Here is a 20076-nt window from a genome sequence, read left to right on the forward strand (position 1 = left end):
GATTTGATTAAACTTGAAAAATTTACCCGTTATTGTTTAATTGCTTTAACTTCCCTTGCTTTGTTAATGATGATTTTCATATTCTCTACTGAATCAGGTAACGTTAACCCGTTTGTTGTTATAATAACCACGGTCCTTCTATATTTTATATTACGATTTATCAATGGCTTACTGAGAAAATCTTCCAAACGACAATTAAGAAACATTGTTATAGGTTCTGTTTTAGCCGTGACTATCCTTGCCATACTGAATGTCATTTTCTTTAGAGTTCAGCTATTTGGTGATGTCCAAATATGTATTGATATGGCTAGAAAAATTAGTCAAAATAATTTTGAATGGAGTAACTGGATTTTACAATATAAAAATCTTGTTCCCCTAACTATTTTATACAGTTGGATGATGAAAATTGGGCAGTTTTTACACACTGGTTTTTATCCTATTTTTTTCGCATATAATATTAGCTTACTTATAGGAAGTCTTGTATTAACGTTGCTAACTCTCTGGCACAAAAAACCACAAAGTGCTGCACTTGCAGGCTTGTTAACGATAGTTCTTCCTGTATTTTATAGTTTTATTATACAAGTTGGTTATACTGATGGAGCTAGTATACTCGCTTTATCACTCTTAATCTTTCTTTTTGAATACAATCATCTAAATTGGTGGAAATTGATATTACTCACTTTTGTTTTTGCTTATGGCTATTTAATGCGACCCAATATCATCATTGCTCTGGTGGCCCTATTTATAATTGGACTTTTCACATATAAAAAACAAAATAATATTTTTAAATTGGTCAGTAAGCTTTTTATTTTTTGTTTCTTAGGAATTATACTTGCTACTAGTACGAGTAAAATTTTTGATGCAACTTATCATTATAATGTTAATAATCCTAAGCAGTTCCCTGTGGTGCACTGGATTTATATGGGATTGAATCAAGAAAAAATTGGTCAATATAACAAAGCTGATCGCAGTTATACTCTGAATCACGAAGGTTTTTCTTCGGCTCAAAATGCTGATATCGCAGGAATTAAAAATAGATTATTAAATTATAGACCACTGACTTTGGGGTTACACTTCATCAGCAAATATGGTATTTTGTGGCATGAAGGAACTTTTCAAACTTTGACAGATTATCAAAAGAATTATATTTTTGCTCCAAAATTATTTTTAAAATATTCTAAACTTATCTTTTTAGTTTCTCAAGTATTTTCGAAAGCTTTAATAAGTCTGTTTTTATTTTTTTTAGTTTTAGAATTATTACGTAAGAAACCAATTCCTAGAAATTCTATTTTATTATCATTATTGATAATATTTGGAATAAGCCTTTTTCATACCATCATTTGGGAGGTGAAAACACGCTATCAATTCATGACTTTCTTTTTACTATTTTTTGTAGGAGTCTATGCAATGGTTGAATATTTTGAAAAAGATAATTTTTAGAAATTTATAAGTTTCTAAATTAGTCAATTTTTATTTATGCTAAAATTACCTACCTTATAAAGAATTCAGAAAGTGCCTGTTCTAAAAAACATAAAAGCAGACATTTATCTGTTGTTTGCGCTCAATATTGATAGGTGACTTACTAAGTGGTTGTTTTGTGAGGACTAATCCTTTCCTAGTGATTATTTCCTATTTAATAGTTTATGTATTTTTCAAATCTAAATTTAGATTGTTTTACGATGATAGATTATTCCTATCATTTTTTTTGAGCCCGTTAAGCTTTCTATTTTATTATCATATTCCTAAACATGTTGATTTGGAAGATTTGAGTTTAAAAAAACAAGAGCTTTCTGTGTTATTCATCTATCAAGGTTATAGATATTGGGAAGTAGATTATGAAATTATTATAATTGTCATCTCTGATTTTGAAACGTGGTATTTTATGAACAATTTCTTGTAAATTTACTTAATTAAGCAATGGATAGAGAAGACTAATTTTCATTTGATTTGGATATTTTTATTTTCCTACAGTTAAATTTTTCCTTAATATTCGATATGTGTGCTATTCATATTTGATTAATGAGAATATGGAACCTGATAATTTTGAATAAAAAAACCTCCTGATGTAATCTTATACATACAGGAGGAAAAGGAGTAAGCGTATTTAATACTATCATTTTTCTTATATAATAGAGTTAAGAATAAAGAACTCTACTTATAAGGAGTCAAGGGGATTTGAACCCCTGCGCCGCTTTACACGGTTCGACGGATTTCGAGTCCGTTGCATTACCACTCTGCCATGGCTCCGCTCCTTTATCTAATTTTATTATACCATAGTTAATTACCTTCCAGAAATAATATGAAATAAGAATAACTAAAATAAAAAAACGCATATTTATACAAAAGTGTTGACAAATGAATAAATATGCTGTACAATTGCATTTATATTAATTTGAAAGAAGAAAAATGATGGGAAACAAAAAAATTGTCTTGGCATATTCAGGTGGATTGGATACGAGTGTCGCTGTAAAATGGCTGACTGATAAAGGTTTTGATGTCATTGCCGCTTGCATGGATGTTGGTGAAGGGAAGGACTTGAATTTTATTCATGATAAAGCACTCCAAGTTGGTGCGGTAGAGTCTGTTGTTCTAGACTGTAAGGCCGAATTCGCTGAAATCTTCGTTGGTGCTGCCCTCAAAGGAAATTTGATGTATGAAAATAAATATCCTTTAGTATCAGCATTGAGCCGCCCTTTAATTGCTAAAAAGTTAGTAGAGGTGGCTAAAGAAAAAGGGGCAACCGCAATTGCTCATGGCTGTACAGGTAAAGGAAATGATCAAGTTCGTTTTGAAGTAGCAATCCATTCACTTGCGCCAGAACTTGAAGTGATTGCTCCAGTCCGTGAGTGGCATTGGGCTCGTGAGGAAGAAATCGAGTATGCTAATCAAAATGGTGTTCCGATTCCCGCTGATTTGGATAATCCTTATTCTATTGATATGAATTTATGGGGACGTGCCATTGAAGCAGGAGTTCTTGAAAATCCTTGGAATACCTGCCCTGAAGATGCTTTCTTCATGACTAATTCTGTTGAGGATGCTCCGAATGAACCTGAGTTTATTGAAGTTGAGTTTAAAGAAGGTTTGCCAATTGCTTTGAATGGAAAAATCATGGAATTGCATGAAATTATTAAAGAAGTGAATATTATTGCAGGAAAACACGGTGTGGGTCGGATTGATCATATTGAAAACCGCTTGGTTGGGATTAAATCACGTGAATTTTATGAATGTCCAGCTGCTATTACCTTATTAAAAGCCCACAAGGATTTGGAAGATTTAACTTTTGTTCGAGAATTAGCACATTTCAAGCCCGTTCTTGAAAATGAATTAGCAAATTTGATTTACAATGGCTTATGGTTTAATCCTGCGACTAAAGCTTTAATAGCTTATCTTGATGAAACACAAAAAGTAGTTAATGGAATCGTGAGAATTAAATTATACAAAGGTTTAGCGACTCCAATAGGACGTAAGTCAACCAATTCTCTTTATAGTGAAAAATTGGCAACCTACACTGCAGCTGATGAGTTTGACCAGGCAGCGGCAGTTGGATTTATTAAACTTTGGGGCTTGCCTACTCAGGTTAATGCTCAAGTAAATCTCAAATAAAAGATGAAAAAATTTGGAAAGTGAGAGAATGGTAGAAAAACTTTGGGGAGGACGTTTTGAAGCCTCATTAGATAAACAAACTGAAGAATTTGGTGCATCAATTAAATTTGAACAAAGACTTGCTCCTTTTGATTTAAAGGGCTCTTTAGCTCATGTGAAAATGTTAGGTGAAACAGGGATTATCACTGCTGAGGAAGCTACAACAATTGCTAATGGGCTGATAAAAGTAGAAGAAAAACTTATGAAGGGTCAAATTGAGTTCAAAATTGAAAATGAAGACATTCATATGAATATGGAAACTTATCTTCATGATGAAATTGGTCCACTTGCAGGAAAACTTCATACCGCTCGGTCTAGAAATGACCAAGTAGCAACCGATATGCACCTCTATCTCAAAAGTATTTTATCTGATCTTTTAAAAGCTTTAAGAACGCTTCGTGAAACTATTGTAAATCTTTCTGTAAACCATGTTGACACTCTTATGCCGGGTTATACTCATTTGCAGCATGCCCAACCGATTTCTTTTGCTCAACATTTAATGGCCTATTATCAAATGTTTACTCGCGATTTTGAACGCTTTGAATTTAATGTAAAACATACTGATATGAATCCTTTAGGAGCGGCAGCTTTGGCTGGAACTACTTTTCCAATTGACAGGGAGTTAACCACAAGTTTGCTCGGATTTGAGAAAGCCTATGCTAATTCCATGGATGCTGTCAGTGATCGTGATTTTATTTTGGAATTCTTGTCAAACTCTAGTTTGTTGATGATGCATTTATCAAGATTATGTGAAGAACTTTTGCTTTGGTCTAGTCATGAATTCAATTTTGTTAGTTTATCAGATAATTATTCTACGGGGTCCTCCATCATGCCACAAAAAAAGAATCCAGATATGGCTGAATTGATTCGAGGAAAAAGCGGAAGAGTTTATGGAAATCTTATGTCTTTATTGACTATCATGAAGGGACTTCCTTTAACTTACAACAAAGACTTACAAGAAGACAAAGAGGGAATGTTTGACAGTGCTGATACCATATTAACATCATTGAATGTTATGGATGGAATGCTGTCAACCATGACTGTAAACCGTGTAAACATGGAAAAGGCGACAGAGCAAGATTTTTCAAATGCAACCGAACTGGCTGATTATCTTGCGGCAAAAGGTCTTCCTTTTAGGGAGGCACACGAATTAGTAGGTCAATTAGTTTTAACATGCATAAAAAAAGGAATTTATCTTCAAGAGGTGAGCTTAAAAGACTATCAAGCTTTGTCTCAATTAATAGAAGAAGATGTTTATGAAATTTTGAAATCTAGAACGGCTGTTTCAAGAAGGAATTCTTTAGGTGGAACTGGTTTTGAATCGATTAAGAAGCAAATTGAACAAGCAAAAAAAGAGCTTCAAAAATGAAGCTCTTTTTATACAATTACTTTTTTAGTGTAACTGAATTATTGTGTGTAAAGTAATTGATCAGATTGAAGATGACAAGGATTGCTGAACCTACAAATACATAACGATAGTCGATAAAACCAGCAATAGCTGAGCCTAATAGAGGACCAGCAAAGGCACCGATTGATTGAGCGGATTGATTGTAAGAGAAAATACGGCCGGTGACAGCTTGAGGAGATTCTTTGGCCAGGATAGCTTGAACAGATGGTAAAATCGCAGCATCAGAAATTCCGACAAAGAGTCTCATAACAATCAGAAACCAAACATTAGTTGTCAGTGCGGTAATTGAAAAGACAATAAGTGAGAAGAAAAGTCCAAAGCCAAGAATTTTTCTTTGACCGACTTTATCACCAAGTCTCCCTAAAAACGGGGCAGCAACTAAGGTTACTATTCCTGGAGCAGCGGCGACAAGCCCAGCCATGAAAGTGATATTCCCTTGACCATGCATGAGTTCCTGTACATAGAGTGAAAGAACAGGATTAATGGATTGATTGGTCATTTGGGTAATCAATGTTGCGAAAAACATTCCCCATATTATTGCAGGGTGTGTGACAACTTCCCATACTTGTTTGTAGGAGAGCATGTTTTTCTTTTCAACTGGTTTAAAAGTTTCTTTGACCAAAAAAAGAGCAAGGAAAAAAACAAGGAACATGATGATACCTGTAACACTAAAGACACGACGATATCCAGTTATATTAACGAGAACCCCACCAACTATAGGTCCGATTAATGTTCCAGCTACAGAACCTGTTGTGAGTAATGATAAAACTGAACCTGATTTTTCTTTGGGTGCCGAGCTTGCCATCAAAGCCATTGAATTGGATACAAAGCCAGAAAAAGCACCAAGCAACATTCTCAAAATAAGGAGTTGCCAAGCAGCCGTGACGAAAGCCATTAGAGAAATTGAAATGGCCATTCCGAGAGAGGCTCTTAAGAGCATCAACTTTCGACCTTTTTGGTCAGCTAATCTTCCCCATAGGGGAGAAACGATGGCTAAAACAATAAAAGTAGATGAGAAAACCAGCCCAGACCAAATGTTTAATTCTGTTTTTGAATAGTGACCTAGTGTTCCGATATAGAGTGATATAAAAGGGGAAATAAGGCTTGAGCCAATTCCCGTCATAAATGTCCCAAACCAAAGGACGATTAAATTTCGTTGCCATGATTCTTTCATGAATAAATGTACTTCTTTCTTGATGTATTCATAATAATATTATAAAACTATTGTTCGTAGTTTGTCAATGACGAATCATCACTTGAAAAAGAGAGTGAATAGTTTTATACTGAAATAAGATGCTTTGAGATGAAAAAATCTCAAACTTCAAGAAAACTTTCTAATCAGAAAGTACTGAAAGGAATCCTATTATGGCAAGGATTGCATTAACCCGCGATAAAATTGTTCAAGCGACAATCAAGTTAGCTAGTGAAATTGGACTCTCTAATGTGAGTTTCCCTCGTTTAGCAGAATATTTTGGAATTAAAGCTCCGTCACTTTACAATCATTTTAAAAATATGGAAGAAGTTCGAGTAGCGACTGCAGTTTACTTACAAAAAGAACTAAATCATGAATTGACTCATGCAATGGTAGGCTTGACGCCTTTAGCCGCTCTTAGAGCTTATGCTGAAAGCTATAAAAAATTTGCCGAAAAATATGAAGCAGTTTATGAATTAATTAATGTGATACATCAGACAAATAATGGTGAACTTGAATATTTAGCAAAGGAAAATATTCGCTTGGTTCGTCGTAGTTTAGAAAATTTTAATTTATCAGAAGAAGAGAATTTTCATATTAGTCGAATGTTTAGGTCAACTTTGCATGGATTTATTACTTTGACGCAATTAGGTTATTTTCGTCAGTCAGGCTCAATTTCTAAAGAAGAGTCGTTTACTTATATGGTAGATCATCTGCTTAGTACGCTTAATGATAAACATAGTATTTAAGAGAATAAAATATTCCTGTCAAACAAAGTTAGATAATAAACAAAAAGGAGTTATGGAATATTTTGAATAAAAGAACGTTTTCATTTGAAATAGTGACTTTTTAGCAACTTTATGATAAAATTAGTACGATAATTTCTAAAATGGGAGAGAGTGGCTTGGCTATAAAAAAAACATATCGCGTTAAACGCTCAAAGGATTTTGACCAAATTTTTTCAGCGAAACATAGCTTTGCCAATAAAAGATTTGTAGTATATAAATTAAATACAAATCAGCCTCATTTTCGTGTAGGGCTATCAGTAAGTAAGAAACTTGGGCATGCGGTTTTGCGTAATCGAATTAAACGTCTTTTGCGACATGCAGTAGCTGAATTTAAACCTTATTTGGTAGATGAAGATTTTGTAATCATCGCTCGTTCGGGTGTTGAGACGCTTAGTTTTGAAGAAGTAAAGAAAAATCTGAGACACGTGTTGAAGTTGTCAAAAATCTATGTGGATGGAGAAAACGATTGAAAAAGAAATTTAGTTTGATCGCAATGGCGGGAGCTGCCCTTTTGTTACTTACAGCCTGTGGAACCACGGCAGTAACAGGTAGCTCAAGCAATCTTTGGGATCAAATCGTATATGGCTTTGCGCAGGTTATTCGTTTCTTGTCATTTGGTGGTTTGACCGGAGTTGGTATTATTTTATTCACAATTATTATTCGGGCAGCATTGCTCCCGTTGATGAATATTCAAATCAAATCTAGCCAACGTATGCAAGAAATTCAGCCAGAAATTAAAAAAATTCAGGCTAAATATCCAAGCAAAGATATGGAATCTCGTCGTTTGATGAATGAAGAGATTCAAAAACTTTATGCTGAAAACAAAGTTAACCCTTATATGGGATGTTTACCTTTGGTTGTTCAGATGCCAGTGCTTTGGGCACTTTATCAAGCCTTGTCTCGTGTAGACTTTTTGAAACACGGAACTTTCCTCTGGTTTGAAATTGGAGCAAAAGATCCAACTTTTATTTTACCTATATTGGCAGCAATCTTTACTTTCTTGAGCTCATATTTAATGATGAAGTCTGCTCCTGAAAGAAATGCAATGACGACTTCAATGACTTATATTATGCCGATTTTCATCTTGATTATGGGTGTAAACTTTGCGTCCGGAATTGCACTTTACTGGGTAATATCTAATGCTTTCCAAGTCTTTCAAACGATGTTGTTAGCTAATCCATACAAGATTATTGCAGCGCGAGAAGCTAAGGTACAGGTCGAAAAAGATAAAGTTAAAGCTCGTGAAAAAGCATTGAAGAAGGCAAGAAAAAAATAAAAAATACCATTGGCAGTTTTTATTTTAATTGGAAGTTGTGCTAGAAATTGTCAATAGGCTTTATCATATGACAGGAGTAGTTTGATTATGGCTATTTTTACTGGTGAAACGGTCGAAGATGCAATTGATCGTGGTTTAAATCGATTAGGCGTTAAGCGCGAGAATGTTCATATTCATATTGAACAAAAAGAGAAAAAAGGTTTCTTGGGATTTGGAAAGAAACGGGCTCGGGTTAATATCGAGCCAATCCATGAGGAAACGGTGCGTAAAGCTGATCATTTGGCTGAACGTGGTGTAGATGATACAATTAATCTTGGCGTTCCTAAATCACAATCCGCAATGGAAGCAACGCTTGAGCTAAGTCAAGTTGTTAAAGCGGTTCGTGCGGCTGAGAGAGAACAAAACGGCGAAATCACTGAAGAAGAGCGTAATGCGATTATTGAAGTGGCCAAAAAAACAGTTGTTCAAAATCGCCAAGGAACAACAGATCTTTCTGATGTTGTTGCAGCTGTTAAAGAAGAAGTTGACGCTAAAAAAGAAGTTTCAAATGAAGAAGAAAAAATTGCTTCAAAAATTTCAAGCTATTTGACCACGATTACCCAAGAAATGGGAATTGCAACTCGTGTTTCAGTTTCTCGTGATGGGAATTTGACGGTCTTTAACTTGACTTCTAACCATGATGCTCTACTTATTGGGAAGCATGGGAAAATTTTGCAAAGTTTACAGATTTTAGCAAAAGCCTATGCAAACAGTATTTTAAATACACGAATGAATGTCGCTGTAAACGTTGGAGATTATCATGAAAAACGGAAAGCTTACATTGTAAGCTTGGCTCACCGGGCAGCAGAGCGTGCGCGTGGGGGTGAAACTGTTTATATCAATGATTTACAATCTAACGAGCGTAAAATTGTTCACACGATTATTGGTCAAGAAAATGGTGTGTCAAGTCATTCAGAAGGGCAAGAATATAATCGCTATATTGTTGTCTCTAAAGAGATTTAGCCTTGACAAAAGACCTTTCATAGTGTAGAATTGTAAGGTATGCTTTTAATAGCAGTAAACTAAGATGAAAGGAACACCGAAAAGGTGGAGCTACTTTCAACCAAAAGTGAAGTAGCCCAGGGACTTATATAATGAAACGTACTTACCAACCACACAAAAAATCTCGTAAGACTACTCACGGATTCCGTAGCCGCATGGCAACTAAAAACGGACGTCGTGTCCTTGCAGCTCGTCGTCGTAAAGGACGTGCTTCACTTACAGTTTAATTTGTAAATGAAATAGAAACCAGCATCTGCTGGTTTTTTTTATTTAAAAAAATAAAATTTTGTTAAACGGTTTCATTTATTGTGGTATAATAGCTTTATTGATTAATTAATGGAGTTTTCCTTTAGTAATTGAAGTATAAGGTAAAATTTCATATCTGATAAGGAGATTTTTATCGTGAAAACATTTAAGATTGGTGAACTTGAAGCTTCTCAAATTATTCTAGGATGTATGAGAATTAATGAAGAAGGAAAAGACCCTGTTGCTGTAATTGAAACTTCAGTTGAAGAAGGAATTAATTTCTTTGACCATGCGGATATCTATGGTGGTGGAGCTTGTGAATCGATTTTTGCTGATGCCTTAAACAAATCATCAGTCAAACGAGAAGACATTATTTTACAGTCAAAATGTGGTATTGTTCCAGGAAAAATGTTTGACTTTTCAAAAGAACATATCCTTGAATCAGTTGAAGGAAGTCTGAGTCGCTTAAAGACGGACTACTTGGATACTTTGCTCTTGCATCGTCCAGATACTTTGGTTGAACCTGAAGAGGTAGCAGAAGCTTTTTATGAACTTGAAAAGGCTGGAAAAGTGCGTTATTTTGGAGTCTCTAATCAAAATCCAGGTCAGGTTGAACTTTTAAAAACAGCCGTGAAAGAACCTTTGTTATTCAATCAATTACAGTTTGGTTTGAAACATACAGGTATGATTGATGCTGGTATTCATGTCAATATGAGTGATGATGCTTCCTTTGTCCATGATAATGGAATTTTAGAATATTCTCGTATTAATAAGATGACTATTCAGGCTTGGTCACCTTTCCAATATGGTTTCTTTGAAGGAGTTTTTGTTGGGAACGAAAAATTCCCTGATTTGAATAAAAAATTGGAATATTATGCTGAAAAATATAATTCTAGTCCAACGGGAATTGCTATTGCTTGGATTAATCGCCATCCAGCAAATATTCAAACGATCATTGGAACAATGACTTTGAGTCGAATTAAAGAAATTGCGGCCGCATCAGATATCGTTTTGGAACGTGAAGAATGGTATGATTTGTATATGGCAGCTGGAAATATTTTGCCTTAAATCTAATAAGAATAAAAAACTAGCAATTAATAGCTAGTTTTTTTATTTAACTATGTTGAAGAGGTTTTGATGAAATTTTTAAAGTATTTTAAAGAAATAAGAATAAACAAAGACTCTAATCATTCGTTTAAGTTATTGAATTTTGAAAATTTAACAGATGATGAACTACTAGGAGTTTCGGGAGGTGGATTTTCTGATAATCTCCGACAAGAAAGGCTAGAAGCAGGGTGGACACAAGAAGAACTAGGGAAATTATTGTTTACTAGTAAACAGGCGGTCTGCAACTGGGAACATGGACGGAGGCAGCCAAATTTGACGCTACTTCAAAAGATGTCAAACTTATTTGAGTGTTCAATAGATGATATGTTGAAAGAGAGGGGAAGTAAAAACTAAAAGTACACAAAAAGAATACTAAAAGACTATTGATCAAATATTCAGAAAAGAATAAAATAGATTTGTAATTAGTTACGGATATTTGAAAAATTAATGGGTGATTTTAGTAGAAGTGCACATCAACTGAAAATGCTCAAAAAAGTCCAAATTGGACTAGAAAGTGTGTTCTTATGGAAGGACAAAAGATTTTTGAAGTGTTTGAAACGTTGACTGATGCTGAATTGATGGAGATTAGTGGGGGTGGAGGATTAATTAATTATTCTCAAAATTATCTTTCATCAGTCTTAATCGGAAGTGGAGATATTATCGGCGATATTTATGACCGTTAACTTAATCGCTTTTGTTAATTCTAGTGTATTTTAAGCTAAAGGATTGTTAATGTAATTTAGCAATCCTTTTTTGGGGACTTTTATGATTGAACGTATAAAAAAATCTTTACAGACTAAATTAAAAACGCTTCTAGTTTTACTAGTAACGGTAGTACTTTACAATGGTTGGGAACCTAGTTTGGGTATTTTTCCGACTGGTTTTTATGATTTTACTTTTAATCATTATGGAGCGGTGGATATTTTAACTTTTTCTCTAATAATGATTATTGCTTACAAAAATGGAGCTTTTAGAAAGTTTTTTGATATTTTTCGTTGGAAAAATCTATTATTTATTTTATTTTTTATTATTGGTGGGATTGTTTTTATTGCGTTAGCGCATAAATTATATTTTCAAATGACGTCTGCTTTGGTGGCATTCCCAGAACATGGTGTGGACGTAGCAAACTCTCTTGCACGGACTCCGTTTTGGATACACTCTTTAGATTTATTTGTAATTGGGCCGATTTGTGAGGAACTTATTTTTCGTGAATATCTTTATCGACTTTTCGATAAAAAATGGTTGGCTTGCTTTGTAAGTGTCGTTGTGTTTGCATGGATACATACTGGTTTTACTTATTCCTTCTTTTTTTATTTGCCGATGAGTTTGGTTGTTACTTTGGCTTATCATCGACGTAAAGCAATTGGGGAGAGTATTATTCTTCACAGTTCGATAAACTTGATCAATAATTATTTGCCTTATTTGCTAAATTTCTTGGTGCCTTGAGTAGATAGGACTGTAATGTACATTATTTGGTGATTTTTCAAATTAGAATTCATATTTTATTTAAAAGTCTTTTCTAAAGACTTTTGTTTACTTTACTAGAGAAAACGGTTGAATTCAGGCAAAAAATAACGTATAATTAACATGTATCTAAGAAATTTTTAATGAGATATTTCTGTCAGTATTAGAAAATGTAAAGTTCTCTAAAGATGAGAAAGTTAAGTAACTGACAGAAGTGAAATTATTAGTTTTTAGTTTGATCTGGCTTTTTACAGATAAATTTAAAGGAGGTGTCTTATGAGTTTTACAGATGAAACAGTCCGTTTTGAATTTGGTGATTCGGACAAGAAAGAAATTGGCGAAACACTCGTTGATGTTTACAATGTACTTGAGGCTAAGGGTTACAATCCTATCAATCAAATCGTGGGTTATGTTTTGTCGGGAGACCCTGCTTATATCCCTCGTCATGATGATGCGCGTAATAAAATTCGCCGTTTTGACCGAGATGATATTGTTGAGGAATTAATCAAGAATTATTTGAAAGATAATGGTGTAAATTTATAGTGTTTGCACGAATTTTAGGTCTTGATGTTGGTACAAAAACGGTGGGTGTGTCTGTCAGTGATTTACTTGGGATGACCGCTCAGCCTGTTGAAACCATTAAGATTGATAGTGAAGCTGGTGAGCTCGGTTTTGATCGTCTAGCTGTCTTGATTAAAGAATACAAACCTGAAAAGGTGGTTCTTGGTCTTCCAAAACATATGAACGGAGATGAAGGCATTCGTGCTGAAGCTTCGCGTGATTATGGAACAAAGTTGGCCAATGAATTTGGCTTAGAAGTAGCCTATCAAGATGAACGTCTGACTACAGCTCAGGCTGAAAAAGTTTTAATTGACGGTGGAGTACGCCGCAAAGACCGAAAAAAATCGATTGATAAGTTAGCTGCTGTTTTGATTTTACAAAATTATCTGGATGCGCACGCATTAAAGTTATAATTTTTGATTACTGACGAGCCTGTCAGTGATAATAAGTCTGCTTGTTTTGTTATAAGTAGCAAAAACTTCCTATAATTAAGGATGAAGAAAAGGAAATAGAATGACTCATACACATGATCACGAACATGACCACAATCATGAACCTGACTATATTACTTTAGTTGATGAAAACGGAAATGAAAGTTTATTCCAAATTTTGATTACCATTGATGGACAAGAAGAATTTGGTAAAAACTATGTTGTTTTACAACCGACTGAATTTGAAGAAGATGAACAAGGTCTTATTGACGTTTTAGCTTACTCATTTACTGAGAATGCTGACGGTACTGAAGGTGATTTACAACCAATCCCTGAAGATGCTGAAGATGAATGGGATATGATTGAAGAAGTCTTCAATAGTTTCATGGATGAACAAGAAGATTAAAATAAAAAGCTGTCATTAACTGACGGCTTTTATTTTTTTAAAAAGCTTGCTAGAGCTACGGCACCAAGCATGGCGACACAAACTAAGCCAATAGGAGGCCAGAACCAAACAATTGGAAGGGAAATTCCTAAAATAATGAAAATATTTCTACGAGAAATACTATGGGTAAGTTCTTTGTATTCTTTATCTGGATTTTCTTTGAGGAGTTCATAATCCATGATATGAAAGACGGCTGTCCAGAGAAAAACAATGACGAGATAGAAGAACTCAGGAAGAAATTCAGTTGCATGTTTTCCGACCCAACCGGTAGTAAATGGGAAAAATGACATAATGAATAGCCAAAGCGTATTCAATAAGAAAATTCGAGGAGTAATATTTTTAATGTCGCGATAAAGTTGATGATGATTGTACCAGACGGTCATAATCATAAAAAAGCTCAAAGCATAGGCCAAAAGTGGAACCGTTAATTCTGTCAGGGCTGACCAGCCGCTTTTATCAGGGGTTTTAAATTCTAAAACCATAATTGTTGCAATGATAGCGATGATAGCATCGGTAAAGGCTAAAAAACGTTCTTTTTCCATAAAATTATTTTATCATAAATATTAAGATTTTTTTACGAATAGATTGTAAGTTAAAAAATTACTGACCAATCTGTCAGTAATTTTTTCATTTATTTTTTAAATTTACGCTTCAAGCCATTTTTAGCGACGTCTTTAATCACTTTGTTACGTAAGCCTGGTTCATAGTTATCATAAATTGTTCCGTCAAAATTAATAATTTGAGCATTGTGATTTTTGTCATCAAAAATGAATTTACTAATCATTTGAGCTGTTTCTTCTGGAGATTTGACAAAAGGACTGTCACCAACTTTTGCGCCATTTAAATCTGTTGCAACAGCCCCAGGCATGACAGCAAAAATTTGTTTTTGTGATTTGTCTTTTTTAAATTGATGACCAAAAGCAAAAGTCATGGCATTCTGAGCGGCTTTTGAAGTGACATAGGCCAGCGGCATCCAATATTCCTGAGAAACGGGTACGGTGATGTTAATAATTTTAGCGTTTTCGGTCAGTGAATGTGGGAGGAGTTCTTTAATGACTGCATGTATTCCCAAAAAGTTGGTCTTGATTGTTTCTTCTAAGTCAGAACTAGAATAATCAAAAGCTGATTTTTCCATATCAAGATGTCCTTTATCTGAATGAATATTACCAGAAATTCCAGCATTATTAATGAGTAAGTCAATATCTGTCAGTGCTGACAGGCTAGTTAATTGATTTAAGTCATCTAAATCAACTTTGACAAATTCCGCATTGATTCCTTCGGCTTTCAATTTTTCAACGGCTTCTTGTCCACGAGTCTCATTACGAGCTCCGACTAAAACTTCATAGCCACGATGACCGAGATTTTGCGCAAGAGCAAAACCAATTCCTTTATTTGCACCTGTGATGAGTGTTTTCATTGTATTTCTCCTTTAATTTCTAGTTGTCGCCCTTAGACATTTGTTGATGGTCAATTAAATCAGCATTTAAAAACCAGTGGCGGTGCCAATCTCCCGCTAAAGCAGTAAATGGAACAGGTTCTTGACCAGCATTTTCAACTTTTTCTAGCAAGTAATTTCTTAAAATCCAAGTGTCTTCTAGTGTTCTTTGTTTAAGTTTGAAAATTTTTTCAAGTTTGACTTCGCTAATTTTTAAATCATTAGCAATTTCAGATTTGCTGAGTCCTGTGAGCTCAAAGTTTTGACGGAGCTCTTTTTTGGTGTTGTGCATTTGGAGTGGATTAAGTGACATTTTTCTCCCTTATTCTTTGTTTTTTGGAAAATAGTTACTGAGCATTTGATTAGAGAGAAGTTTGGTGTTTTCGTCACTATTAACTTTTCCCATTTGGTGAAGCTGTTTGGAAAAACCAGCATCAATTCGCTCTAAGCCATTTTCAAGTCCGGCTAAAGTTTCATTAATCAAATCCGAAAGGGCCATGTTATTAGGTGCGTCAGTATTTGTATGGCTTTCAAGATTTGTTTCGGCAACTAATGGTGGAACTAATTCTACAACCTTTAAAGCTTTATCAAAATATTTGGCTTGTTCTCGAAGGGCATCAGAGTAAAAATGAACACTAGCTTTGGTCAAATTGTAAATAGGATGCGCACCGTCAGCCAGATGAAACGTTAATGACCATCCCATTATTTGCGACAAGAACTTCCAAAAAGGCTTGTGTGACAGCAATAGTTCCTAGTAAGTTAATATTAATTTCTTCTGTCAGTGATCCTAGAGAATTGTCAGCTTGTTCAAACAAATTGATGGCACGCATAATTCCGGCACAATTCATGAGAAGGTCAAGCTTAGGGAAATTTTCATTGATGAAATTGACCAATTGGGACAGAGAATTTTCGTCAGCAACATCACTGACAAATCCTGAAAAAGTTGGATTTTCGCTTAAAATTTGATTGAGTCTATCTTCATTGCGTGCAGCGATGATAACTTTATTTCCTAATTCAGCAAATTTTTTTGCAAAACCTAGACCAATCCCGCTTGTACCGCCTGTGATTAAAATGGTATGTCCTGTAAATGTCATGATTTCTCCTTAACTATTGATAAAGGTTATTATTTTTTGTTTTTATAACCAACAAAATGAATTATAAACCAGAAAGTTATATTTGTCAAGAATTATAACTTGTGTTACAATTAATTTATGAACACACGTGAAAAAATATTAAAGAAGACAGAAGAATTTATCCTAAAAAATGGAATTGAAAAGTTGACCATTTCAAAAATTGCCAAAGAATTGAATATTAGTCAACCGGCTATTTATAAACATTTTAAAAGTAAAGATGAACTTTTGACCATTCTATCACTTCGTTGGCTTAATGGTCAGACGCTTGTCAAAATTTTTCCTTTTGATACAGCTTCTTATGAGCATCAAAAAGATATTGTCCATGATTGGCTTTGGTCAGTAGCTATTGCCAAGTATGAAGCCCACAGAAAAACACCAGAAATGTTTGCTCTATATACTACTTATATTGGTGAGAACTTAGAATTAGGACGCCAACATATTTTAGAAATGGTAGAGAGTTTAAAAACGGCGGCCAAACTAGAATCTTATGAGGAGGCTGGCGCTTATATCCAAGCTTTCGTTTATTTTCACCACCCGAAAATTGCCCCTCAGTGGGACGATCAATTTCAAACTCAATTTGAAAATCTCTGGACTTTGGTGGAACCAAATTTAAATGCATTTTAGAAATTACTGACAGACTTTTCGGATTTCTGTCAGTAAAAAAACCTGTCATTTGACAGGTTTTTTATTATTTAATTTTAAATACCATCGCTGTTCTAGGTTCAAGAATCAAATTTAAAGTTCCTTTTGACCAACCAAAACTACTTCTAGGACCAAATCCCCCGAATTTTTGATCATCACTGTCAAAGATAAGTTCTGGTTTTTTAGAAAATTGGAGCTGAAGTTTTTGCTCATAACTAGGGTGGAAATTAAAGACAAAAACTAATTGTCCTTTTTTATATGCCAGTAATTTATCTGAATCCTTAATCCAAAGCTGTTGAACAGGATCTGTACTTTCTAAAAATTTGAAATCATGTTCTAAATTGAGCATGGCTTGGTCAAATGCCAGTAAATATTTGAAACGTAAATTTTCGTTATCAGCAAGTGACCATTGTCTTCTAGCATGTTGAAAATCATCATGATTTTCTTCTCGAGGGAAGTCAAGCCATTCAGGATGACCAAATTCGTTTCCCATGAAATTTAAATAACCTTCACCTGCTAGACTGAAAGTAATCAATCGAATTAACTTATGGAGGGCGATGGCGCGGTCAATAATCAGAGATTGACTATTGATGTCCATGTTCCAATAGATTTCTTCATTAGCTAGCCACATCATCAGTGTTTTATCTCCAACTAAAGCTTGATCATGACTTTCTGAATAACCGATATTTTTTTCTCCAGGTCGTCTGGTCGTCAATTCCCACCATAAACTTAGCAAATCTAAACTATTATCTGTTTTTTCTTTCAATTGTTTAATCCAAAAATCAGGAATTCCCATTGACAAACGATAATCAAAACCAATTCCGCCAGCCGAGATAGGTAGTGCCATCCCAGGCATGGCAGACATGTCTTCGGCGATTGTTGTTGCTGATGGATTAAAGAGATGAGTTAGTTCATTAGCCAGCATCAAATATGTCACGGCTTCAACATCTGTATTAAGTGAAAAATACTTACTATAATCTGTAAAAGCAGTTCCTAAACCATGGTCATGATAAAGCATTGAGGTTACTCCATCAAAACGAAAACCATCGAAATGATAAATGTCTAGCCAAAATTTTAGATTTGATAGTAAAAAATGAAGGACTTCATCTTTACCATAATTAAAAAGTTTTGTCTTCCAAGCTGGATGATTTCCCCGTTCGCCTTCATGAAAATACTGATTTTCTGTTCCATCAAAATAGTTGAGCCCATCCTCAATATTTTTTACAGCATGTGAATGAACCACGTCTAAAAGCACTTGCAAACCCAGACCATGTGCCTTATCAATCAATTCCATTAAATCTTCTGGCTGACCAAAGCGACTAGAGATGGCAAAAAAATTGGAAACTTGATAACCAAAACTAGCATAGAGCGGGTGTTCCATAATTGCCATCAGCTGAATGGTATTGTAACCATCTTTTTTAATTCTGGGTAAAACATCGCGCGTGAATTCTTTGTAAGAATTAATTTTGTATTCTTCGGTTGAAATCCCAATATGTGCTTCATAAATCAAAGGTGCTTCGCTTAGTTTAGGGCTTTTATTTTTCCATTCGTACTTAGGCTGAGTAATAACCCCGTCTAAACCATGATTTTCATTAGGAAGAGCATACATAATGTAAGAAGGAACACGATAAACAACTTCTCCAGTTGGCAAAAGCAACTTTATTTTTACTTTAGAACCCACAGGTAATAATCCAGGAACTGAAATTTCCCAAGTCCCGCCATAAGCCTGTTTTAGTTCATAGTTGTTTTCCCAATTGTTAAAGTCACCAACAAGCCAAGCATTTTTAGCATTTGGTGCCCATTCGCGGAAAGTCCAGTGTTTACTTTCTTGTTGGAAGCCAAAATACTTATAGCCGTTCGCAAAATCAACTAAAGAACCATCAACGCCCAAAAGCCGTTTCTTAGTTCTAGCAAATTCAAAGAGGCGTAAAGACAAGTCATCTTTGAAAGGTTCCAAATAGGGGTCATAATCCAAGATATTTAGAGGCATAAGCTATTCTCCTTTTACTGACAATCATTTCTAGCTCTATTTTAGCACTTTTGCAAAGGTTTTCATAATGGAATTAAAAATAAAAAAATTTACTGACCAGAAGTTGTCAGTAAATAATTATTATTCATCATTAAATCCAAACCAAGGGTCTTCCTCGCCTGTCAGGTGTTCTTGACTAGGAGAAAGTGTCATTGGAATTTGCGCAGAAGCTGTAGAAGCTTGAGAACTTACTGACCAATCTGTCAGTAAATTTTTGTCCACAGAAGTTTTATCAGCGGCAAAAAAATGAGTTTCTAAATACTGAATATATTCATAAAACTCTGTCAGAAGTTCATGATAGGCCTTTAATTCACTCGACTTATCCATATTTTTAAATTTCTCCTGAAATTCTCCCCAGCGTTCAGCGATATGTTTACTTTTCATAAAATCATCATAATTCATGTCAGCCCTCCTCACTTCTATCTATTAATTATAACCTATTTTATGAAGTCTATTAGTGAACTTGTATCTCGTTTTGTGGAGAGAAAGTTATTTCATTTGACTTTTTACCTACCGAAAGGTAGAATGATAATTATCAAAATAAAAGAGGTAACATTACAATGGAATTTTCCACTACACTTAAAAAACGTATTTCAATTCGAGATTTTAAAAATGAACAAGTTTCAAAGGAAATATTAAGAAATATTGTATCAGATGCACAGCAAGCTCCCTCTTGGGCTAATTCACAGCCGTGGAGAGTTTATATTGCTACAGGGGAAACGATGAAAAATATCCAAAAATCCCATCTTAAAAAATCAGAAAAAGGTTTGAAAGGGAGCGCTGATCTTCCTGTAAAAGATATCCAAGATTGGGGTAAACTTCCTTTTACAAATATGAGTACTTGGTTGGATAAAGTCAATTCAGATGCCACAATGAAAGATTTTTTGACCGCAAATGTAAACTTGTGGAATGCACCAGCAATGGCTTATCTCACAATTCTCAAAACAACGCCAGTTTGGTCAGTTTATGATACTGGAGCCTTCGCTCAAACTTTAATGCTGTCAGCAACGAATCGGGGAGTAGATTCAATGGTGGCTTATGAAAATATTAAATATCCTGATGAAATTAGAGAAAATCTAGATATAAAAGAAGAAGAGCTAATAATAGCAGGAATAGCACTTGGTTATCGCTCAGAAGATAAGATTAATACTTTTACCAATAATCGTTTGGCAACAGAAGAAATACTGACTATTAAATAAAGATAGAATTTGCTATACTTAAAGTTATCAATAAGTG

Annotated in this window: 25 protein-coding genes and 1 tRNA gene; 17 read left to right on the forward strand and 9 right to left on the reverse strand. The window is 34.5% G+C overall.

The features are described 5' to 3' along the window. Positions 1 to 3 precede the first annotated feature (3 nt). Positions 4 to 1440, forward strand: coding sequence for a glycosyltransferase family protein (locus tag KW2_RS00555; RefSeq protein WP_244878741.1), 1437 nt, complete (start codon positions 4 to 6; stop codon positions 1438 to 1440). Between the two features lie 720 nt (positions 1441 to 2160). Here KW2_RS00555 and KW2_RS00560 read toward each other — a convergent pair. Continuing rightward, positions 2161 to 2247, reverse strand: a tRNA-Ser gene (locus tag KW2_RS00560). A gap of 162 nt (positions 2248 to 2409) precedes the next feature. Between KW2_RS00560 and KW2_RS00565 the strand changes: the two genes are divergently transcribed. Together KW2_RS00565 and argH are read left to right on the forward strand one after the other, a co-directional pair. Beyond that, positions 2410 to 3603: an argininosuccinate synthase gene (locus tag KW2_RS00565; RefSeq protein ID WP_021036554.1), complete on the forward strand. Its 1194-nt coding sequence runs from the start codon at positions 2410 to 2412 to the stop codon at positions 3601 to 3603. 28 nt (positions 3604 to 3631) lie between these two features. Beyond that, positions 3632 to 5011, forward strand: a complete 1380-nt coding sequence (gene argH, locus KW2_RS00570) for an argininosuccinate lyase (protein WP_021036555.1) — start codon at positions 3632 to 3634, stop codon at positions 5009 to 5011. 16 nt (positions 5012 to 5027) lie between these two features. On the opposite strand, the gene KW2_RS00575 is transcribed toward argH, so the two are convergent. Further along, positions 5028 to 6224: a multidrug efflux MFS transporter gene (locus KW2_RS00575; protein ID WP_011675183.1), complete on the reverse strand. Its 1197-nt coding sequence runs from the start codon at positions 6222 to 6224 to the stop codon at positions 5028 to 5030. A 191-nt stretch (positions 6225 to 6415) separates the two neighbouring features. Between KW2_RS00575 and KW2_RS00580 the strand changes: the two genes are divergently transcribed. From KW2_RS00580 to KW2_RS00630, 12 genes are all read left to right on the forward strand, one after another. Then, positions 6416 to 6991, forward strand: a complete 576-nt coding sequence (locus tag KW2_RS00580) for a TetR/AcrR family transcriptional regulator (protein ID WP_011675184.1) — start codon at positions 6416 to 6418, stop codon at positions 6989 to 6991. A 155-nt stretch (positions 6992 to 7146) separates the two neighbouring features. Next, complete coding sequence (gene rnpA, locus KW2_RS00585) at positions 7147 to 7500, forward strand: ribonuclease P protein component (protein ID WP_011675185.1); 354 nt, start codon at positions 7147 to 7149, stop codon at positions 7498 to 7500. Beyond that, on the forward strand, positions 7497 to 8306 hold the full coding sequence (locus tag KW2_RS00590; protein ID WP_011675186.1) for a YidC/Oxa1 family membrane protein insertase: 810 nt from the start codon (positions 7497 to 7499) through the stop codon (positions 8304 to 8306). The genes rnpA and KW2_RS00590 overlap by 4 nt, the downstream gene beginning before the upstream one ends. Positions 8307 to 8393: 87 nt before the next feature. After that, the gene (gene jag / locus KW2_RS00595; RefSeq protein WP_021036556.1) at positions 8394 to 9308 is read left to right on the forward strand and encodes an RNA-binding cell elongation regulator Jag/EloR; all 915 of its coding nucleotides are present in this window, start codon (positions 8394 to 8396) and stop codon (positions 9306 to 9308) included. 131 nt (positions 9309 to 9439) lie between these two features. Further along, positions 9440 to 9574 (forward strand): 50S ribosomal protein L34, encoded by a 135-nt coding sequence (gene rpmH / locus KW2_RS00600; protein WP_003131818.1) that lies wholly within the window; start codon positions 9440 to 9442, stop codon positions 9572 to 9574. Positions 9575 to 9749: 175 nt separating this feature from the next. Further along, positions 9750 to 10661, forward strand: a complete 912-nt coding sequence (locus tag KW2_RS00605) for an aldo/keto reductase (protein ID WP_021036557.1) — start codon at positions 9750 to 9752, stop codon at positions 10659 to 10661. 69 nt (positions 10662 to 10730) lie between these two features. Next, the gene (locus KW2_RS00610; protein WP_021036558.1) at positions 10731 to 11054 is read left to right on the forward strand and encodes a helix-turn-helix transcriptional regulator; all 324 of its coding nucleotides are present in this window, start codon (positions 10731 to 10733) and stop codon (positions 11052 to 11054) included. Between the two features lie 170 nt (positions 11055 to 11224). Continuing rightward, a complete protein-coding gene (locus KW2_RS11820) occupies positions 11225 to 11383 on the forward strand; it encodes a class IIb bacteriocin, lactobin A/cerein 7B family (protein WP_011675190.1) in 159 nt (52 codons plus the stop codon). Between the two features lie 82 nt (positions 11384 to 11465). Further along, the gene (locus tag KW2_RS00615) at positions 11466 to 12146 is read left to right on the forward strand and encodes a CPBP family intramembrane glutamic endopeptidase (RefSeq protein ID WP_021036559.1); all 681 of its coding nucleotides are present in this window, start codon (positions 11466 to 11468) and stop codon (positions 12144 to 12146) included. A gap of 294 nt (positions 12147 to 12440) precedes the next feature. Then, a complete protein-coding gene (locus KW2_RS00620) occupies positions 12441 to 12707 on the forward strand; it encodes an IreB family regulatory phosphoprotein (protein ID WP_003131820.1) in 267 nt (88 codons plus the stop codon). Beyond that, positions 12707 to 13138, forward strand: a complete 432-nt coding sequence (ruvX, locus tag KW2_RS00625; protein WP_021036560.1) for a Holliday junction resolvase RuvX — start codon at positions 12707 to 12709, stop codon at positions 13136 to 13138. The genes KW2_RS00620 and ruvX overlap by 1 nt, the downstream gene beginning before the upstream one ends. A 100-nt stretch (positions 13139 to 13238) precedes the next feature. Then, positions 13239 to 13562 carry a DUF1292 domain-containing protein gene (locus KW2_RS00630; RefSeq protein ID WP_003131822.1) on the forward strand — a complete coding sequence of 108 codons (324 nt, stop codon included), beginning with the start codon at positions 13239 to 13241 and terminating at the stop codon, positions 13560 to 13562. Positions 13563 to 13591: 29 nt separating this feature from the next. On the opposite strand, the gene KW2_RS00635 is transcribed toward KW2_RS00630, so the two are convergent. The 5 genes from KW2_RS00635 to KW2_RS12220 all read right to left on the reverse strand — a co-directional run bounded on the left by KW2_RS00635 (position 13592) and on the right by KW2_RS12220 (position 16130). Further along, positions 13592 to 14143: a TMEM175 family protein gene (locus KW2_RS00635; protein WP_021036561.1), complete on the reverse strand. Its 552-nt coding sequence runs from the start codon at positions 14141 to 14143 to the stop codon at positions 13592 to 13594. An 89-nt stretch (positions 14144 to 14232) separates the two neighbouring features. Then, entirely contained in the window at positions 14233 to 15018 is a 786-nt protein-coding gene (locus tag KW2_RS00640) for an SDR family NAD(P)-dependent oxidoreductase (RefSeq protein WP_021036562.1), read from the reverse strand. Positions 15019 to 15037: 19 nt separating this feature from the next. Then, a complete protein-coding gene (locus KW2_RS00645) occupies positions 15038 to 15349 on the reverse strand; it encodes a DUF2316 family protein (protein WP_021036563.1) in 312 nt (103 codons plus the stop codon). Positions 15350 to 15358: 9 nt separating this feature from the next. Next, positions 15359 to 15739, reverse strand: coding sequence for a hypothetical protein (locus KW2_RS12215; RefSeq protein WP_244878742.1), 381 nt, complete (start codon positions 15737 to 15739; stop codon positions 15359 to 15361). Beyond that, entirely contained in the window at positions 15708 to 16130 is a 423-nt protein-coding gene (locus KW2_RS12220; protein WP_244878743.1) for an SDR family NAD(P)-dependent oxidoreductase, read from the reverse strand. Before KW2_RS12220 ends, KW2_RS12215 begins: the two co-directional genes overlap by 32 nt. A 117-nt stretch (positions 16131 to 16247) precedes the next feature. On the opposite strand from KW2_RS12220, the gene KW2_RS00655 reads away from it, so the two are divergent. Continuing rightward, a complete protein-coding gene (locus tag KW2_RS00655; RefSeq protein ID WP_021036564.1) occupies positions 16248 to 16793 on the forward strand; it encodes a TetR/AcrR family transcriptional regulator in 546 nt (181 codons plus the stop codon). 64 nt (positions 16794 to 16857) lie between these two features. Here KW2_RS00655 and KW2_RS00660 read toward each other — a convergent pair whose 3' ends face one another. Beyond that, positions 16858 to 18801: an alpha-amylase family glycosyl hydrolase gene (locus KW2_RS00660; RefSeq protein WP_021036565.1), complete on the reverse strand. Its 1944-nt coding sequence runs from the start codon at positions 18799 to 18801 to the stop codon at positions 16858 to 16860. A gap of 120 nt (positions 18802 to 18921) precedes the next feature. Next, a complete protein-coding gene (locus tag KW2_RS00665) occupies positions 18922 to 19242 on the reverse strand; it encodes a hypothetical protein (protein WP_021036566.1) in 321 nt (106 codons plus the stop codon). A 158-nt stretch (positions 19243 to 19400) separates the two neighbouring features. Here KW2_RS00665 and KW2_RS00670 point away from each other — a divergent pair, with 158 nt between their 5' ends. Further along, positions 19401 to 20039, forward strand: a complete 639-nt coding sequence (locus tag KW2_RS00670) for a nitroreductase (protein ID WP_021036567.1) — start codon at positions 19401 to 19403, stop codon at positions 20037 to 20039. The last annotated feature ends 37 nt before the right edge of the window (positions 20040 to 20076 follow it).

This window comes from Lactococcus cremoris subsp. cremoris KW2, assembly GCF_000468955.1.
Classification (GTDB): Bacteria; Bacillota; Bacilli; order Lactobacillales; family Streptococcaceae; genus Lactococcus; species Lactococcus cremoris.

Coding starts and splice junctions, on each gene's coding strand:
- KW2_RS00670 (WP_021036567.1), top strand. CDS start 19,401: ATGGAATTTTCCACTACACTTAAAAAACGTATTTCAATTCGAGATTTT.
- KW2_RS00655 (WP_021036564.1), top strand. CDS start 16,248: ATGAACACACGTGAAAAAATATTAAAGAAGACAGAAGAATTTATCCTA.
- KW2_RS00565 (WP_021036554.1), top strand. CDS start 2,410: ATGGGAAACAAAAAAATTGTCTTGGCATATTCAGGTGGATTGGATACG.
- KW2_RS12215 (WP_244878742.1), bottom strand. CDS start 15,739: ATGGGATGGTCATTAACGTTTCATCTGGCTGACGGTGCGCATCCTATT.
- KW2_RS00640 (WP_021036562.1), bottom strand. CDS start 15,018: ATGAAAACACTCATCACAGGTGCAAATAAAGGAATTGGTTTTGCTCTT.
- KW2_RS11820 (WP_011675190.1), top strand. CDS start 11,225: ATGGAAGGACAAAAGATTTTTGAAGTGTTTGAAACGTTGACTGATGCT.
- KW2_RS00665 (WP_021036566.1), bottom strand. CDS start 19,242: ATGAATTATGATGATTTTATGAAAAGTAAACATATCGCTGAACGCTGG.
- KW2_RS00575 (WP_011675183.1), bottom strand. CDS start 6,224: ATGAAAGAATCATGGCAACGAAATTTAATCGTCCTTTGGTTTGGGACA.
- KW2_RS00610 (WP_021036558.1), top strand. CDS start 10,731: ATGAAATTTTTAAAGTATTTTAAAGAAATAAGAATAAACAAAGACTCT.
- KW2_RS12220 (WP_244878743.1), bottom strand. CDS start 16,130: ATGACATTTACAGGACATACCATTTTAATCACAGGCGGTACAAGCGGG.
- KW2_RS00620 (WP_003131820.1), top strand. CDS start 12,441: ATGAGTTTTACAGATGAAACAGTCCGTTTTGAATTTGGTGATTCGGAC.
- KW2_RS00660 (WP_021036565.1), bottom strand. CDS start 18,801: ATGCCTCTAAATATCTTGGATTATGACCCCTATTTGGAACCTTTCAAA.
- KW2_RS00615 (WP_021036559.1), top strand. CDS start 11,466: ATGATTGAACGTATAAAAAAATCTTTACAGACTAAATTAAAAACGCTT.
- KW2_RS00645 (WP_021036563.1), bottom strand. CDS start 15,349: ATGTCACTTAATCCACTCCAAATGCACAACACCAAAAAAGAGCTCCGT.
- rpmH (WP_003131818.1), top strand. CDS start 9,440: ATGAAACGTACTTACCAACCACACAAAAAATCTCGTAAGACTACTCAC.
- argH (WP_021036555.1), top strand. CDS start 3,632: ATGGTAGAAAAACTTTGGGGAGGACGTTTTGAAGCCTCATTAGATAAA.
- jag (WP_021036556.1), top strand. CDS start 8,394: ATGGCTATTTTTACTGGTGAAACGGTCGAAGATGCAATTGATCGTGGT.
- KW2_RS00630 (WP_003131822.1), top strand. CDS start 13,239: ATGACTCATACACATGATCACGAACATGACCACAATCATGAACCTGAC.
- KW2_RS00635 (WP_021036561.1), bottom strand. CDS start 14,143: ATGGAAAAAGAACGTTTTTTAGCCTTTACCGATGCTATCATCGCTATC.
- KW2_RS00580 (WP_011675184.1), top strand. CDS start 6,416: ATGGCAAGGATTGCATTAACCCGCGATAAAATTGTTCAAGCGACAATC.